General features: G+C 71.6%; 14 protein-coding genes. 6 read left to right on the forward strand and 8 right to left on the reverse strand.

All coding sequences use genetic code 11. The annotated features are described in order from the left end of the window. Positions 1–402, reverse strand: a 402-nt coding sequence (locus ACWENQ_RS35665; RefSeq protein ID WP_452418325.1) for a GAF domain-containing protein, incomplete at its 3' end; no start/stop codon positions are given. A gap of 225 nt (positions 403–627) precedes the next feature. Between ACWENQ_RS35665 and ACWENQ_RS35670 the strand changes: the two genes are divergently transcribed. Together ACWENQ_RS35670 and ACWENQ_RS35675 are read left to right on the forward strand one after the other, a co-directional pair. Beyond that, entirely contained in the window at positions 628–3,141 is a 2,514-nt protein-coding gene (locus ACWENQ_RS35670) for a cation-translocating P-type ATPase (RefSeq protein ID WP_452418135.1), read from the forward strand. Positions 3,142–3,332: 191 nt separating this feature from the next. Continuing rightward, positions 3,333–3,686 (forward strand): isoamylase early set domain-containing protein, encoded by a 354-nt coding sequence (locus ACWENQ_RS35675; RefSeq protein ID WP_452418136.1) that lies wholly within the window; start codon positions 3,333–3,335, stop codon positions 3,684–3,686. 117 nt (positions 3,687–3,803) lie between these two features. On the opposite strand, the gene ACWENQ_RS35680 is transcribed toward ACWENQ_RS35675, so the two are convergent. The 4 genes from ACWENQ_RS35680 to ACWENQ_RS35695 all read right to left on the reverse strand — a co-directional run bounded on the left by ACWENQ_RS35680 (position 3,804) and on the right by ACWENQ_RS35695 (position 7,568). Further along, positions 3,804–4,883 (reverse strand): carboxylate-amine ligase, encoded by a 1,080-nt coding sequence (locus ACWENQ_RS35680; protein ID WP_452418138.1) that lies wholly within the window; start codon positions 4,881–4,883, stop codon positions 3,804–3,806. Positions 4,884–5,019: 136 nt separating this feature from the next. Beyond that, positions 5,020–5,658, reverse strand: coding sequence for a DUF1876 domain-containing protein (locus ACWENQ_RS35685; protein WP_452418140.1), 639 nt, complete (start codon positions 5,656–5,658; stop codon positions 5,020–5,022). Between the two features lie 187 nt (positions 5,659–5,845). Beyond that, complete coding sequence (locus ACWENQ_RS35690; protein WP_452418142.1) at positions 5,846–6,769, reverse strand: NADP-dependent oxidoreductase; 924 nt, start codon at positions 6,767–6,769, stop codon at positions 5,846–5,848. Between the two features lie 73 nt (positions 6,770–6,842). Beyond that, positions 6,843–7,568 carry an SDR family oxidoreductase gene (locus ACWENQ_RS35695; protein ID WP_452418144.1) on the reverse strand — a complete coding sequence of 242 codons (726 nt, stop codon included), beginning with the start codon at positions 7,566–7,568 and terminating at the stop codon, positions 6,843–6,845. A 105-nt stretch (positions 7,569–7,673) separates the two neighbouring features. Between ACWENQ_RS35695 and ACWENQ_RS35700 the strand changes: the two genes are divergently transcribed. Continuing rightward, positions 7,674–8,513, forward strand: coding sequence for a LysR family transcriptional regulator (locus ACWENQ_RS35700; RefSeq protein ID WP_452418146.1), 840 nt, complete (start codon positions 7,674–7,676; stop codon positions 8,511–8,513). 396 nt (positions 8,514–8,909) lie between these two features. On the opposite strand, the gene ACWENQ_RS35705 is transcribed toward ACWENQ_RS35700, so the two are convergent. The 3 genes from ACWENQ_RS35705 to ACWENQ_RS35715 form a co-directional block, all read right to left on the reverse strand. Beyond that, positions 8,910–9,026, reverse strand: a complete 117-nt coding sequence (locus ACWENQ_RS35705; protein WP_452418148.1) for an aromatic-ring hydroxylase C-terminal domain-containing protein — start codon at positions 9,024–9,026, stop codon at positions 8,910–8,912. Continuing rightward, entirely contained in the window at positions 8,977–10,413 is a 1,437-nt protein-coding gene (locus ACWENQ_RS35710; protein WP_452418150.1) for an FAD-dependent monooxygenase, read from the reverse strand. Before ACWENQ_RS35710 ends, ACWENQ_RS35705 begins: the two co-directional genes overlap by 50 nt. A 73-nt stretch (positions 10,414–10,486) precedes the next feature. Continuing rightward, on the reverse strand, positions 10,487–11,089 hold the full coding sequence (locus ACWENQ_RS35715; protein WP_452418151.1) for an acyl-CoA-like ligand-binding transcription factor: 603 nt from the start codon (positions 11,087–11,089) through the stop codon (positions 10,487–10,489). Between the two features lie 299 nt (positions 11,090–11,388). On the opposite strand from ACWENQ_RS35715, the gene ACWENQ_RS35720 reads away from it, so the two are divergent. The 3 genes from ACWENQ_RS35720 to ACWENQ_RS35730 all read left to right on the forward strand — a co-directional run bounded on the left by ACWENQ_RS35720 (position 11,389) and on the right by ACWENQ_RS35730 (position 14,790). Beyond that, entirely contained in the window at positions 11,389–13,266 is a 1,878-nt protein-coding gene (locus ACWENQ_RS35720; RefSeq protein WP_452418153.1) for a LamG-like jellyroll fold domain-containing protein, read from the forward strand. A gap of 99 nt (positions 13,267–13,365) precedes the next feature. Beyond that, entirely contained in the window at positions 13,366–13,911 is a 546-nt protein-coding gene (locus ACWENQ_RS35725) for a TlpA family protein disulfide reductase (protein ID WP_449930384.1), read from the forward strand. 30 nt (positions 13,912–13,941) lie between these two features. Next, complete coding sequence (locus ACWENQ_RS35730; RefSeq protein WP_452418155.1) at positions 13,942–14,790, forward strand: cytochrome c biogenesis CcdA family protein; 849 nt, start codon at positions 13,942–13,944, stop codon at positions 14,788–14,790. Positions 14,791–14,854: the final 64 nt, after the last annotated feature.

Below are 14,854 nucleotides of genomic sequence, written 5' to 3' on the forward strand. Positions count from 1 at the left end.
AAACGTCCCCATCGGCGGATGACCCGGCGGGAAACCGTACGACTCCGGATGATCGCAGATCCGCCCCAGCCGCAACGGCCGCGCATCCTTGATCAACAACCCCAGCAGACCCAGCCCGTGCGGCCAGTGCTCGATCCTGGCGATCTCCTCCTCGCTCAACCCCACCGGGATGAACTGCAGAAGCGTCCGCTCCTCCCCCACCACGCCCAGCGCCCCGTAACTGGCGTCCACCAGATCGGTCGCCGTCTCCACGATCCGGCGCAGCATCGTCTCCAGATCCAGGTCACTGCCCACCGACACCACCGCGTCCAGCAAGGCGTGCACCCGGTCACGGGTGGCCAGCACGGCGTTCAACCGGACCTGGAGTTCGGCCAGCAGCTCGTCGAGTCGCATGTTCGGCATGAGTGGATCGGGCACGTTTCACATCTTCTCAGCAGCGCGGCGAGGGGTCACCCTTGGCGTGCTCTTCGCTGCCCGGCGGTCCCGCCGGTGTGCGGCACGCCACCTCGCACGGCCGGGTATCGGGGACCTTCGTCCCTGTTCAGGCCGCGCGGCACGCCGAAGACTGAGATCACGTGCCAGGCACTCGACGAAGACACTCGACGGAGACACCGGAGGACGGGCAGGATGTCGGCGACCACCACCGCGCCCCACGGGCTCTCATCGGCCGAGGCGGCTGACCGCCTTGATCGCGACGGACCGAACCTGCTGCCGGAGAAGCCCCCGGTGCCGCTGTGGCGCCGGATCCTGTCCCAGCTGCGCGATCCGCTGATCCTGGTGCTGCTGGTGGCCGTGGTGCTGACCATCGTCACCGGCGACTGGAGCGACACGACGGTGATCATGCTGGTGATCGTGGTCAACACCGCGGTCGGTGTGAGCCAGGAGATCAGGGCCGACCGTGCCATCACGGCGCTGACGCGGCTCACCGCCCCGGCCGCCCGGGTGATCAGGGACGGCGTGGAGCAGCACGTGCCGGCCGCCGACGTGGTGGTGGGCGACCTCCTGGTGCTGGCCGAGGGCGACATCGTGCCCGCCGACGCCAGGGTGACGCAGTCGGCGGCCCTGCTCGTCGACGAGTCGGCCCTGACCGGTGAGTCGGTCCCCGTGGAGAAGGCGCGTGAGGAGCAGGTGTCGTCCGGAACCGTCGTGGTGCGGGGCCGTGGGCGGGCGGTGGCCGGCGCGACCGGCGTGGCCAGCGCGACCGGCCGGATCGCCGCCCTGATGGCCCAGGGGTCGGGCCTGACCCCGCTGCAGCGGCGCCTGATGGGGGTCGGCCGCCTGCTGGCCGGCGTCACCGTCCTGCTGTGCACGCTGGTGCTGGCCCTGGGGCTGGTGCGCGGCCAGCCGATCGAGCTGATGGTGATCACGGCGATCAGCCTGGTGGTCGCCGCCGTACCGGAGTCGCTTCCCGCCGTCGTGACCTTGAGCCTGGCGCTGGGCGCCCGCCGGATGGCCGCCCGCAACGCGCTGGTGCGCAGGCTGCCCGCGGTGGAGACGCTGGGCTCGGTGACCGTGCTGGCGACCGACAAGACCGGCACGCTGACCGAGGGCCACATGGTGGTCAGGCGGCTGTGGACACCCGCCGGTGAGGCGGCGGTCTCCGGCTCGGGCTACGCGCCGGACGGCGAGATCACCCGGGAGGGGACCCTCGATGACCGGAGCCTCACCGGCCTGCTGACCGCGGCGGCCCTGTGCAACGACGCCACCCTGTCCGCCGGCGACGAGGGAGAGTGGATCGCGATCGGCGATCCCACCGAGGCGGCGCTGCTCGCGGCCGCGGCCAAGGCGGGCCTGCGCCGTCCGGAGCTGGAGCGCGGCCTGCCCCGGTACGCCGAGATCCCCTTCGACAGCGGGCGCAAGCGCATGACCACCGTGCACCGGCGGGCCGGTGGCCGGGGCGCCGTGGTGCTGTGCAAGGGCGCCCCGGAGGCGCTGCTCCACGCGGCTGCCCTCGTGGACGACCCCGCCCTGCTGGCCAGGGCCAGAGCGCGGGCCGACGAGCTCGCCCGGGACGGCTACCGGGTGCTGGCCGTCGCCAGGGCCGACCTGGCCGACGTACCGCAGGAAGCCGAGGAGCGGGGCCTGTCCCTGCTCGGGCTCGTCGCGATCATGGATCCGCCGCGCGCCGCCGCGGCGGCGACCATCGCCGCGTGCCGGCGGGCGGGCATCCGGCCGGTCCTGATCACCGGCGACCATCCGGGTACGGCCCGCGCCATCGCCACCGACCTGGGCATCATCGACGCCGGCGACGCCGTGGTCGACTGCCGCGCCGCCGGGGGGCTCGACGGGCAGAACGCCGCCGTCTACGCCAGGGCCACCCCCGAGGAGAAGCTGGTCCTCGTCCAGAGCATGCGCGAACGCGGCGAGATCCTCGCCATGACCGGCGACGGCGTCAACGACGGGCCCGCCCTGCGCCGCGCCGACATCGGGGTGGCCATGGGCAGGCGCGGCACCGAGGTCGCCCGCCAGGCCGCCGATCTGGTGCTGGCCGACGACGACCTGAACACCGTGGTGGCGGCGGTCGAGGAGGGTCGCCGGGTCTACACCAACATCCGCCGCTTCCTGGTCTACGGCCTGTCCGGCGGCGCGGCCGAGATCGCCGTCATGCTGCTGGGCCCGGCCGTCGGCCTCGCGCTTCCGCTGCTGCCCGCCCAGATCCTGTGGATCAACCTGCTCACCCACGGGCTGCCCGGGGTGGCGCTGGGCGGCGAGCCCGCCATCCCGCAAGCCATGGCGACACCGCCCCGTCCGCCGTCGCAGAGCATCCTGGGCGCCGGGCTGTGGCAACGCGTCGTCCGCGTCGCCGTCGTGCTCACCGCGGTCTGCCTCGGTGTCGGCGTGTGGGCCTACCAGACGGACCGCCCCTGGCAGAGCATGATCTTCTTCGCTCTCGGCGCCGCCCAGCTCGGCGTGGCGCTCGGCTCCCGCACCCGGCCGGGCTCGCTGGCCAACCCGCTGCTGCTGCTCGCCGTCGCGGGCGCCTTCGTCCTGCAACTGGCCGGGCTGTACCTGCCGCCCCTGCGGGAGCTGCTCGGCACCGAGCCGCTGGCCGCGGGCGATCTCCTCGTCGTCACGGCGCTGTCGGTCCTCGGCTACGCCGCCGCGCGCCTGGACCGGATCCTGCACCGATCGCGGAAGTGACGTCGGCGGTGGGTAGGACCGTTCGCGGGCGAGGTGACGTCCGGCAGCGGCGAAAAGCCCGGAATCGGGGATGAACGTGCTTTCGCGGTCAAGAGCCTGTCATGGACGGCGTGGCTCCGTTGTCCGGGTACGCGGACTGCCGTACGACGGCAGGAGACATCACCAGTCATCACTGCATGCAGGGGGAAAAGATGATCTCGCGCGGTAAGCCGGACAAGAATGCCATGGTCGCGATCACCTTCTCGTTGCCCGGCGAGGTCACCGGGCCGGTCTCAGTCGTCGGCGACTTCAACGACTGGGACCCCTACGTCCACCCGATGACCAAGGGCCCCGACGGCCGGCACGCCGTCACCGTGACGGTGCCGCAGGGGCTCACCTTCGCCTTCCGCTACCTGCGGGACGGCGGCATCTGGTTCGACGACCCGCAGGCCGACGAGTACGACGCGCGGGGCGGCATCCTCCACGTCCCGGCCGCGGACGCCGGCCGTCCGGCCGCCAAGGACAGCAAGGACAGCAGCGACGAGCCCGAGCCGGTGTCGGCCTGAGGCGCGGTGTGATCGTCGCCCGGTCGCCGTCCCGGCTCGGTGCCGCGACGGCGGCCGGCTTGGCACCACGACGGCGGCCGGCCCTTCCAGACATAGGGGGCCAGGGCGCGCTGGTGGTCAGACCAGGCAGGTGCCGCGGGACAGGGCGGCGACCGCCGAGCCGAGCGTGGCCTCGGCCATGAGCTTGGCGAACGCGGGAAGCGTGCCGGCCCGCTGCCACAAGGCCCGCTGCCGGTCCGCGCCGGTGCCGCGCTGGACGAAGGCGGCCAGCAGCGTGCAGACCGGCTCGGCCAGGGCGACGCGGTCGGGCAGCGCGGCCGCCGCGCCGAGCCCGTGCCGGGCGGCGGCCGACAGGTCCGCGGCCACCTGGTCGTCGGTCAGCGGCGTGACGGGCACGCCCTCCCGGATGTCCGCCACGGCGGCGGCCATCAGCTCCCGCACCAGCGCGGCGACGAGCACGGTGTCGTCGACGCTGAGGCAGGTGTCCATGACGCGCACCTCGACGGTCGGGTAGCGGGGTGACAGCCGGGCGTGGAAGTAGGCCGAGCGCTCGTCCAGGATCTTGCCGGTCCTGACCAGCTCGCGCACCTCGGCGTCGTACTCCTCGACGTCGCGCCAGGCGCGGGGGGCCACCGCCGACGGCCATCGCGACCAGCGGAGGTACCGCCGGCTCGCCCAGGCGGTGTCCCGGTGTCCGGCGATGGGCGAGTTGGCGCTGATGGCGAGCAGCGTCGCCAGCCATGGCCGCAACCGCCCGATCACCTGCAGTCCCAGCTCGCGCGACGGGACGCCGACGTGCACGTGGCACCCGCAGGTGCCGGTCGTGGCCACCAGCCGCGGATAGCGCTGGGCCAGCCGCCGGTAGCGCGGATGGTCGGTGAGGGGCACCAGGTCCGGGAGGAATCCCGGTGCGACCCCGGAGGCCACCAGATGGCAGCCGACCTGCTCTGCCGCCGTCGCCGCGATCACGCGCCGGCGGGCGACCTCGCGCTCCACCTGGTCGATCGTCGCGCAGACGCCGGTGACCGTCTCGAGCTGATAGCGCAGAGCCTCGGGTTTGATGCCGTCGTGGCCGTCGAGACCGGCCAGTACCTGCGTCGCCATGGGAGCGAGCACGCCGGTGTCCGAGTCGAGGAGGAAGAACTCCTCCTCGACCCCCAACGTCAGCGGGAACGCGCCGGGGTCCGACCGTGTCATGACTCCAGTATCGGCGTCTGGAACGTTCCGTACAGGGGGCTGAGGTCCCGGATCCGGCGCCGAAGAGCCCGGCCGTCCGTCCCGTTCGTCAGCGTGGCGCGGGTGTCCCGCGCGGGTAGTGAGCAGGCACGGGTGTTCACCACGACCATTTGGGCATCGGAGCGTCCACGAAGCGGGCGATGTCGCGCTGCGTGACGACGGCCAGCTTGTCGGCGAGATCGGCGAGTGCGCGCGAGGCCGCGAGCTCGTCACCGATCTCGGGGATCGACGGATCGGTCGGATTGCGCCGCGCCCGGCCGGTTCCGGACAGATGCGTGCCCTCCCTCGTGATGAGTTCGGCCTTGGCCGTGGTGTCGTCTCCGTCCTCGGCGATGTAGATCTGCACGGTCCACTGTTTGGCTTTCATGGTGCCGCTTTCCTCAGCCAGGTGTCGGCTCTCCGCGATGGAGACTTCACTCCCATCCACCCCCGCTGCGAGCCGGCTGCCAAGAGGCGAAAGACCCCGGGTGCGGCGGCGAAGGTCACGTCCCGCACCTCCCGCCGCCCAGGCGCACGGCGGTGACCTTGTACTCCGGGCACGACGCGCGCCTCCGCACAGCTCCTCACGCAAGAACTCTCGCAGCAGCGGCACCTCCAGCGCCTGCGTGTGGAAGGCCGCGCTCACCCCGTACGCGCACGCGTACAACAGCACCCGCTGCAACGCCTGACCCGCCGCGAGCCACTCCGATCTGCCGTCCTTCGCCGTCGTCAGCACCGTGACCACCCCGGTCGCCACCGCCGACTGCTCGCCCTCGATGCCCCACGGGTAGTCACGCTGCGGGAACCCGGTGTCGGCGGGCTCACGCGGATAGGCGTCGACCGGCGCCCCGTCCCGGCGCGCGCTGCCCGGCGGGCGGGCCCGCCGACGGGGATCATCCTGCGGTTGAGCAGAGCCTTGAGCGCGCTGCGTCGCATGGTGCCGGTTAGGGTTTGAGCACGATCTTGCCGTGGGTGTGTCGGCGTTCGAGTTCGGTGTAGGCCTGGCGGACCTGCGTCAGCGGGTAGACGTTGGCGATCGGGACTTCGAGGTGTCCGTCGGCGATCAGGGCGGCCAGTTCGGCAAGTACCTCGGCGCCCGGTCTGGCGTTGGTTCCGGGTTCGGTCTTGACTCCGTACTTGGCGGCTGCCGCGAAATCGGCGATGGTGTCGATCCGTTCGACCGCGACGCCGAGGGCAAGGGCCAGTTCGACGTACCCGCCGCCGTGGGTGTCGATGAAGGCATCGATGCCGCTCGGTGCGGCGGCCTTGATCCGGTCGGTGACGCCGTCGCCGTATGCGACCGGGATCACACCGTGTGTTCGCAGCCACTCGTGGTTGTGCTGGCTCGCCAGGCCGATGACCGTGGCTCCGGCACGGCGGGCGAGCTGAACGGCGAGCGAGCCGACTCCTCCGGCTGCTGCGGAGACGACAACGGTCTCCCCCTTGTCGAGTTGCACGGAATGTACTGCCCCCCAGGCAGTCACCCCGGCGACGTACAGGCCGCCAGCCACCTCCCAGGGGACGCCGTTCGGTTTGGGTGTGAGGTTGTCGACGTCGACCAGGACCAACTCGGCCTGGGCGGCCCGCTTCTCGGAGAACCCGATCACCTCGTCGCCGACCGAGAATCGGTCGACTCCGACGCCGACCTCGGCGACGACCCCGGCGAGATCGCTGCCTTGCCCGGACGGAAACGTCGAGGGAAAGATGTCGGCCATCGCGCCGGTGCGTATGGCCGCCTCACCGGGGTTGATGCCTGCCGCCTTGACCCGAATCAGGACCTGCCCGTCGTCAGGCACGGGGCGGTCGACATCGTCGACCCGCAAGACCTCGGTTCCGCCGAACTCGTCGTATCTGACTGCCTTTGCCATTGTCTTGCTTCTCCTTCGATGCACGACGCGCGGCTGACCTCGAGAACGGGAATGGTGGGCACCGGTGTGCTGATCACCAGGGCACCGTTCCGGCGTCGTCGAAGAATCCGCCGGTCGGTCCGTCGTCGGGCAGGGTCGCGAGGTGAATCGCGATGGCCGCGCCCTGTTGTGGTGTGCGGACGCCTCGGAAGCCGTTGAGGTCGGTGGCGGTGAAACCGGGGCAGCCGGAGTTGACCAGGATGTTGGTGTCGCTCAGTTCCTTGACGTATTGGATGGTGAGGGCGTTGAGGAAGGTCTTCGAGGCCAAGTAGGCGGCCGGAACCTGGCCCATGTCGATGCCGGGTGTGGTTTGCAGGGCGAGCGAGCCGACGCTGCTGGACATGTTGACGATCCGTGGTGATGCCGAGTCGCGCAGCATCGGCAGCATCGCGTTGGTGACCCGGATGACCCCGATCACGTTGGTTTCCACGACAGCTCGCACGGTCACGGGATCGACCGTGGTCGGTGTCTGCGGCATGCCGCCGGTGATCGCGGCGTTGTTGACCAGAACATCGAGCCCTCCGGCATGGCCGGCGATCAGCTCGGCCGCCGCGGCCACACTTGCGTCGTCGGTCACGTCGAGCGGCACACCGAACGCATCGGTCCCGGCCGCGCGCAGCTTCTCCACCGCGGTGTCGCGGCGTTGCCGATCGCGCGCGCCCACACCGATTCGCCAGCCGAGCGCGCCCAGGCCAGCGGCGATCTCGTATCCGATTCCCTTGTTCGCGCCGGTCACCAGCGCGATCGTCCGTTCACTCATACCGTCGATCATGTTGCGGACTCGGCTGGGGCGTCCAAGACCGGTCGGGTGGGCGGCGATACCGCACGGGTATTGGTCGTGGTCAGCGCTGGATACGATGAGCGGGTGGAGACGCGGGAGTTGCGATACTTCGTCGCCGTCGCCGAGGAGTTGCACTTCGGGCGGGCGGCACAACGGCTCGCGATGGCGCAACCACCACTGTCGCGGGCGATCCAGCAGCTGGAACGGCGGCTCGGAGTCGTTCTGCTGCACCGCACTGCTCGCGCCATCGCCTTGACCGAGGCCGGGTCGGTGCTGCTGCGGGAGGCCCGGACCGCGCTCGACGCGGTCGAAGCCGCCGAGCGGCGAACCCGCCGTGCCGCGGGCGACCAGCCGGGTGTGGTGCTGGCCGCCAAGGCCGGAGCGTCCAGGGAACTGTTGGCGAAGCTTCTGGACGCCTACGCCGCTGAACCGGGCTCCGTGGCAGTCGAGGTGATGTTGTGCGGGCCGGGCGAGCCGGAAAGTCTGCTGCGCACCGGGCGTGCCGACGTTGCTCTGCTCCACCGGCCTTACGACACGACAGCCGGATTCGACACCGAGGATCTGCACACCGAACAGCAGGTCGTGGTCCTGCCCAAGGGTCATCCCCTCGCCAACCGGGCGCATCTGTCGTTGGTCGAGGTCAACGCCCAGACGGACCTGCCCCTGCCGCGCTGGCCTGGACGGGATGGCGGCCATCCGGACGGCCCCGGCCCGCAGGTGCGCGACCATACCCAACTGTTCCAACTGATCGCGCTCGGACTGGCCTGCGCCGTCGTACCCGAGTCGCTCCAAGACCGGCTACGCGACGACCATGCCATCGTGCCGGTGCCGGACGCACCGGCCGTCACGACCGTCATCGCCTGGCCACCACACAGCAGATCCAAAGCCGTCGCCGACCTCGTCCGCACCGCGATACGCCTCTAGCCGATACCCGCGTAGCGCTGCATCTGGAACATCTCAGCGTGCTGGCTGTCGCGCACCGTGCGGGCGAAGTCGGCGACTTCCCCGCCACGATCCGGTGCGTCGCTCCCATCGGCCGGCAGGGCTGCTGCCACCCGGCGGCCGTGGCGGTGGGTTCCGGCCGGCGGTCGGCGGTGGCGAGGACGCCTCCGCTCACCGCTACGGCCGTTGCCACAGCTGCGGTTGTCAGCGTCGCCACGGTCATGGAGCGTTTCATGTCATCCCTCCGCCCCTTGAAGGAGGTGCCTGTCTCAGACTCCTCCCCGCCCGCATTCCGCGCCCAGAGCCGTCAGGCCTGCTCGCCGGGGTCCATGGTCCTGCCGGCCAGGCAACGTTCGAAGAACGCCTCCTGCGAGCAGGTCAGGCGGCGGTGAGCGTCAGCGACCAGCGGGCGAGGGCGGCTTCGAGCGACGCGCGCGACTTGTCGTCAGGCTCCGGCACGTCGGTCGCCCAGGCCACGTACCCGTCGGGCCGCACCAGCAGGGCCGTGCAGGACCCGGGCGGAGCGTCCCCGCACCTGGGGGTGCCCCCAGTCCCCGCCGGTGAAGTCGATCAGCAGCGGCCCAGCGTCCCTGGTCAGCTCGGCCAGTCGCGCTCCGTCGTCGAGGATCAGGTCGGGCGCCCACCGGCCCACCAGCGGATGGTCGCCTGCGGCGTAGCGGATGTCGTTGCCCGACATGAGATCGGCGACGCGCCGCAGGCTGTCCGGGTCGGCGAGCAGTTCGGTGAACAGCTCGCGCAGCCCGGTGACCTCGCTGCCGGGGGCGACGAGGGCGGCCTGGGCTCGCGTGGACATGATCACTCGCTCGGCGGCCGGCCGGCGCTCGGCCTCGTAGGTGTCCAGCAGGTCCTCCTCGGCCCGGCCGCCGATGACGGCGGCCAGTTTCCAGCCGAGGTTGACCGCGTCCTGCAGGCCGAGGTTGAGCCCTGGGCCGCCGATCGCGGAGTGCACGTGGGCGGCGTCACCGACCAGGAGCACGCGCCGGTCGCGGAACCGTTCGGCCAGCCGGGTGTTGCCGCCGGTGAGCTTGCGCAGCAGGTGCGGCCCTTCGCCCTCGGGCGCGCCGAGCTCGATGTCGACGCCGAGCACCCGGCTGATGCTGGCCCGCAGCTCGGGGATGGTCAGCGGCCCTTCGGCGTCCTCCTGGCTCCATTCGGTCGTGGCGACCAGTGGCCACGGACTGGAGGGCAGCGGCGCGTAGACGAACATGCCGCGCTCGGTGCGGTGATGCAGCATCGGCGGGATCGGGCCGTATCCGGGCAGGTCCAGCCCGCCGGTGGCCGGGTCGACGAGCTCGGCGGGCACCCTGGCGTGGGCGGTGCGCGAGATCGTGTGGTCGGTGGTCACCCCGGGGAAGGCGATCTCGGCGAGGTTGCGCGTGATGCTGTGCCCGCCGTCCGCGCCGACCAGGTAGCGGGCCTCGATCCGGTACGGCCCGGCCGCGCCGGAGACCTCGATGACGACGCGGTCCTCGTGCTGGGTGAAGCCGGTGACCTCCTGGCCCCGGCGGATCTCCACGCCGAGCTCGATCGCCCGCTCCTCCAGCATCTGCTCGATCTTGCGCTGTGGGGCCAGCAGGGTGTGGAGCGGGTTGTCCTCGAGCATGCGCAGGTTCAGCGGCAGGGCGCCGAACACGAAACCGGGGGTCGGCGCGGGCGGGTCGGTGGTTCCGGCGAGCCGTTCGTACAGGCCGCGCCGGTCGAGCATCCGCACGACCTGGCCGACCAGTCCGTTGGCCCGGCTTTCCTGGGTGCGCTCGGGGAGCCGTTCCACGACCAGCGGGCGCACGCCGGCCAGGCTGAGCTCGCAGGCCAGCATGAGACCGTTCGGGCCTGCTCCGGCGATGACGACGTCTGTGACCATGACACCTCTCCTAGGGTGTTCGAGGGCATGACGGATCGACCGGCGCGCGGCCGGTTGATCTCGCGGACGGGGGTCAGGGCGTGGGGAGCCCCGCGGTGAGCTGGCGGAAGGCGTCGCGCAGCAGTTCGGCGACCGGAGGCCGCGAGTCGGCACGCAGCAGCAGGTCCGACACCGCCGACAAGACGGCGGCGACCGACCCGGCGACCAGGTGCGGGTAGAGATCGCGGTCGAGATCGGTGCCGGTCCGCTCGGCCACGGTTGCGGCCAGTTCCTCCTGCGCGGCCCGGCTCGCCCGCAGGAGTTCCCCTTGGATCGCCGGGTGCTGCAGCATCAGCCGGATGCCGGCGTTCCAGCCCTCGTCGGAGGGCGCTTCGTCCTCGGTCATGCCGAGGACGAAGCGTGCCGCGACGGCTTGGACGATGGCCTCCCACAGCGGCTCGTCGGCCGGCCTCGCACGCAGTTCCCGCGCGATCTGGGCGGCCCGCTCGCGATGCCGCGCGGCGATCGCCTCCGCCTTGCTCGAGAAGTAGTTGTTGAACGTGCGGGGTGAGACGCCCGCCTCGGCGGCGATGTCCTCCACCTTGACGTTGTCGAAGCCGCGCTCGACGGTCAGCCGGATCGCCGCCCAGCTGAGGGCGATCCGCAGCTCTTCCTTCTTGCGCTCTCTCAACCCCATGAGATCACTCTACACAAAAGTGCGTGTCACGCAATCTTTCGTGACACGCATCTTTTTCGGGGCGCCTGGAGACCTCGCGCCTGCCTCTACCTCGGCGGCGGACAACGGATCCGCCGTCGCAGGGCGGCGCGGCCGTTCCGCTGTGATGTTCACCCGGGCTTCCTCGGCCGTTGCCGGGAGATCAGCCGGGCGCTTCCGTTCGCTCCCACAATCAGGACGTGGCTCACGAGACGTGGGCGATTCCAGGGATTTGTGAGACTCCGGATGCCCGCGTGGCAGGCGGAGATGGGGAGCACGGCATGCAGCACCACTCCAGCGGATCGTCGGCCTCCAGCCGCCGCTCGTTCCTGCGGGCCACCGGGCTGGCCGGCGTCGGCACGGCGGCCGCGATGGGCCTGACGGTCACGCCGGCCGCCGCGTCCGAAGCGGCCGCCTCGAGCGAGGCCGGGACGGCCGGATGGCGGCCCGACACGGACAGCCCGCGTTTCACCGTGGCCGTGATGCCGGACACCCAGTACCTCTTCGACGACACGAGCATCAGGCCCGAACCCGTCGAGGCGTCCTTCCGCTACCTGCTGGACAGGGGCCGCGAGGACAACATCGTCTTCCTGGCGCACCTGGGCGACCTCACCCAGAACGGTCTGAAGCACGAGTTCGAGCCGATCGGCAAGGCCTTCGAGCTCCTTGACCGGCGGGGCCTGCCGTACAGCGTGCTGGCCGGCAACCACGACATCGACTCCTCGACCGACGACCAGCGCGGCGCCACGCCGTACCTGGACGCCTTCGGGCCGCGCCGCTTCCGCCGCTCGCGCTCCTTCGGCGGGGCCAGCCCCGACGGGTACAACACCTTCCACACCTTCCGCGCCGCGGGCCGGGAGTGGCTGGTGCTCGCGCTGGACTGGCGGCCGTCGGCGGCGGGCATCGCCTGGGCGGCGGACGTCATCAGGCGGCATCCGACGGCGCCGGTGATCCTGACCGTCCACGAGCTGATCTACGCCGACACCTACGGCGAGGAGGGCCGCTTCTCCGACTTCGGCGCGCAGGTGTGGGACCGGCTCGTCGCGGGCAACGACCAGATCTTCCTGGCCCTGAACGGTCACTACTGGCCGCCCGCGCGGACCGCCAGGAAGAACGCCGCGGGCAACGACGTCCACGCGCACATCGCGAACTACCAGAACCGCTACTACGGCGGCGCCGGGATGATCAGGCTCTACCGGTTCGACCTGTCCAGGAACACGATCGACGTCGAGACCTTCTCCCCGTGGCTGCTCGGCCAGGACGACGGCCGCCTCAACGCGCTGGAGCGCCTGGAGATCGAGCAGACGGGCCCGCAGGACTCCTTCTCGGTGGCGATCGACTTCGAGCGGCGCTTCGCGGGATTCGCACCCGTCGTCCCCCGCCCGTCGCGGTCCGCGCCGTCCATGGTGATCCCCGGCACGGTGGCCTACTGGCGCTTCGACGGCGCCCACGAGGACGGCTCGCCCACCGCCGACACCGTGGCGGACCTGTCGGGCCGCGGCAACGACCTCACCAAGGTCACCGTGCAGGGCAGCCCCGCGACCGCGCTGACCTGGTCCGCCCAGCACCACCCCGACCAGCCCGGGCACGGCAGCCTCTGCTTCGGCGGCGCCAAGAGCCCGCTGCGCGGCGCCTACCTGCAGACCGTCCCGACGGCGCCGATCAACACCGCCACCTTCCCCACCGGCTACACCGTCGAGGCCTTCGTCAAGCTGCCCGCCGACTGGGATCCGGGCCAGAACGGCTGGGCGGCCCTGCTCAGCCGTTGGGGGCTGAGCAGGGAGGCGGGCAAGACGCAGGGCGACCCCGACGAGCCGGTGGCCACGCTCAGCCTGTCGCCGGGCCGCGAACCGCAGTGGGCCGTCTACCCGGTGAACCTGCAGGGACCCGTCACCAACTGGGGGCACGAACTTCCGCTCGACACGTGGTGGCACGTCGCCGTCGTGAACGACGGCCGCCACACCACCATGTACGTCGACGGCTGCCCCGTCGCGCGCAACCCCGCCACCAAGGCGGTGGGCCTGTCCACGGTGGGACAGCCGTGGCTGCTGGGCGGCTACGAGTACGGCGGCAAGCTGGACCAGGTGCTGCACGGCTGGGTCGGCGACGTGCGCATCGTCGACCGGGCCCTGCCGGTGGAGCAGTTCATGAACGCGTGACGCAGGCCGGGTGCCGGGTGCCGGTCAGGGCTCGCCGCGGGTCGCCGGCCGGCGGCGACCTGCGGCAGGTCGCCCGGGTGCGGGGGTTACGCTGGAGTGGTGGTGGGGACCCGTACCGCGGCGGTCCTCATGACCGCCGCGTTGCTGACGGCCGCATGCGGAGCGCAGGGGGACGGCCCGGCTGGCGCGCTGCCCACCTGGCCGTCGGCCCCCGCCGCCGCTTCCGCCCCGGAGACCGTTCCCGCCGCGTTGAGGTTCACCGCCAGGACCCTGGACGGCAAGGATTTCAAGGGCGAGAGCCTGGCGCGAAAGCACGTGGTCTTCTGGTTCTGGGCGCCGTGGTGCGGGAACTGCTGGGACGAGGCGCCGGCGGTCAGGGCGGCCGCGGCGAAGTTCGGTGACGTCGCCTTCATCGGTGTCGCGGGCCTCGACACCGAGGCGGCGATGAAGGACTTCGTCCAGCGCACCAAGACCGGCACCATCGTCCAGCTCTCCGACGACAAGGGCGTGGTGTGGACCAAACTGGGGGTCACCGAACAGTCCACTTTCGTGTTCATGAGGCCGGACGGCTCGACCAGGCGGACGTTGGGGCCGCTCACCACCGAAGAGCTGACCGGTTATGTCACCGCGACGCTGGCCGGCTAGCACGACGCCCCCGCCGGGGCCACGACGGTGGTGAACGCCGACCTGCCGCTCGCGCTGGCCCTCACCGCGGGCACCCTGGCCGCCTTCAACCCGTGCGGCTTCGCGTTGCTCCCGGCCTACCTGGCCATGCTGCTGTCCGACGACACGGAGCCTCGCTGCCGTCCCGTGCCGCGGGCGCTCAAGCTCTCGCTGGCCATGACGGGCGGGTTCGTCACCGTCTTCGGCCTGTCCGGCCTGGTCCTGACCCCGCTGGCCGTATCGGTCGGGCAGTACCTCCCCTGGCTGACGATCGTGATCGGCGTCGTCCTCGCCGTCCTGGGGCTGTGGCTGCTGAGCGGCAGGGAGCTGTCCCCGCGCATCCCGAAGCCGGCCACCGGCCGCCCGGCGATGTCGGTGGGATCGCTGTACGGGTACGGGCTGACCTACGCGGTGGCCTCGCTGTCGTGCACGGTCGGCCCGTTCCTCGCCGTCGTCTCCGCCGCCCTGGTCGGTGGCGGGGTGCTCGGCGGGCTGGCGGTCTTCGTGGCCTACGCGCTCGGCATGGGGCTGGTGGTCGTGTTTCTCTCCCTGGCCGTCGCGCTGGCCAGGGACGCGGTCGTGGGCGGGCTGCGGCGGGTCCTGCCGTACGTGTCACGGATCGGCGGCGGCCTGCTCCTGCTCGCCGGGCTGTACGTCGCCTACTACGGCTGGTACGAGCTGCGCGTTCTCACGGGCGCCTCGAGCGGCGATCCGATCGTCGGCGCCGCCAGGGCCGTGCAGCGAACGGTGGCGGGATGGGTCGGGGCCCTGGGCGCCGGCTGGATCGCCGTCGCGCTGGCGGTGGCCGCTCTCGCCGCGTTCGGGCTGGGGCGCGGCCGTACCGGATCACGCCGGAAGTGAGCGCGGGAAGTGAGCGCGGGAAGTGAGCGTGGGAAGTGAGCGCGGCACGCCGGGCGGCGGGCAC

The organism is Nonomuraea sp. NPDC004354 (assembly GCF_053602555.1).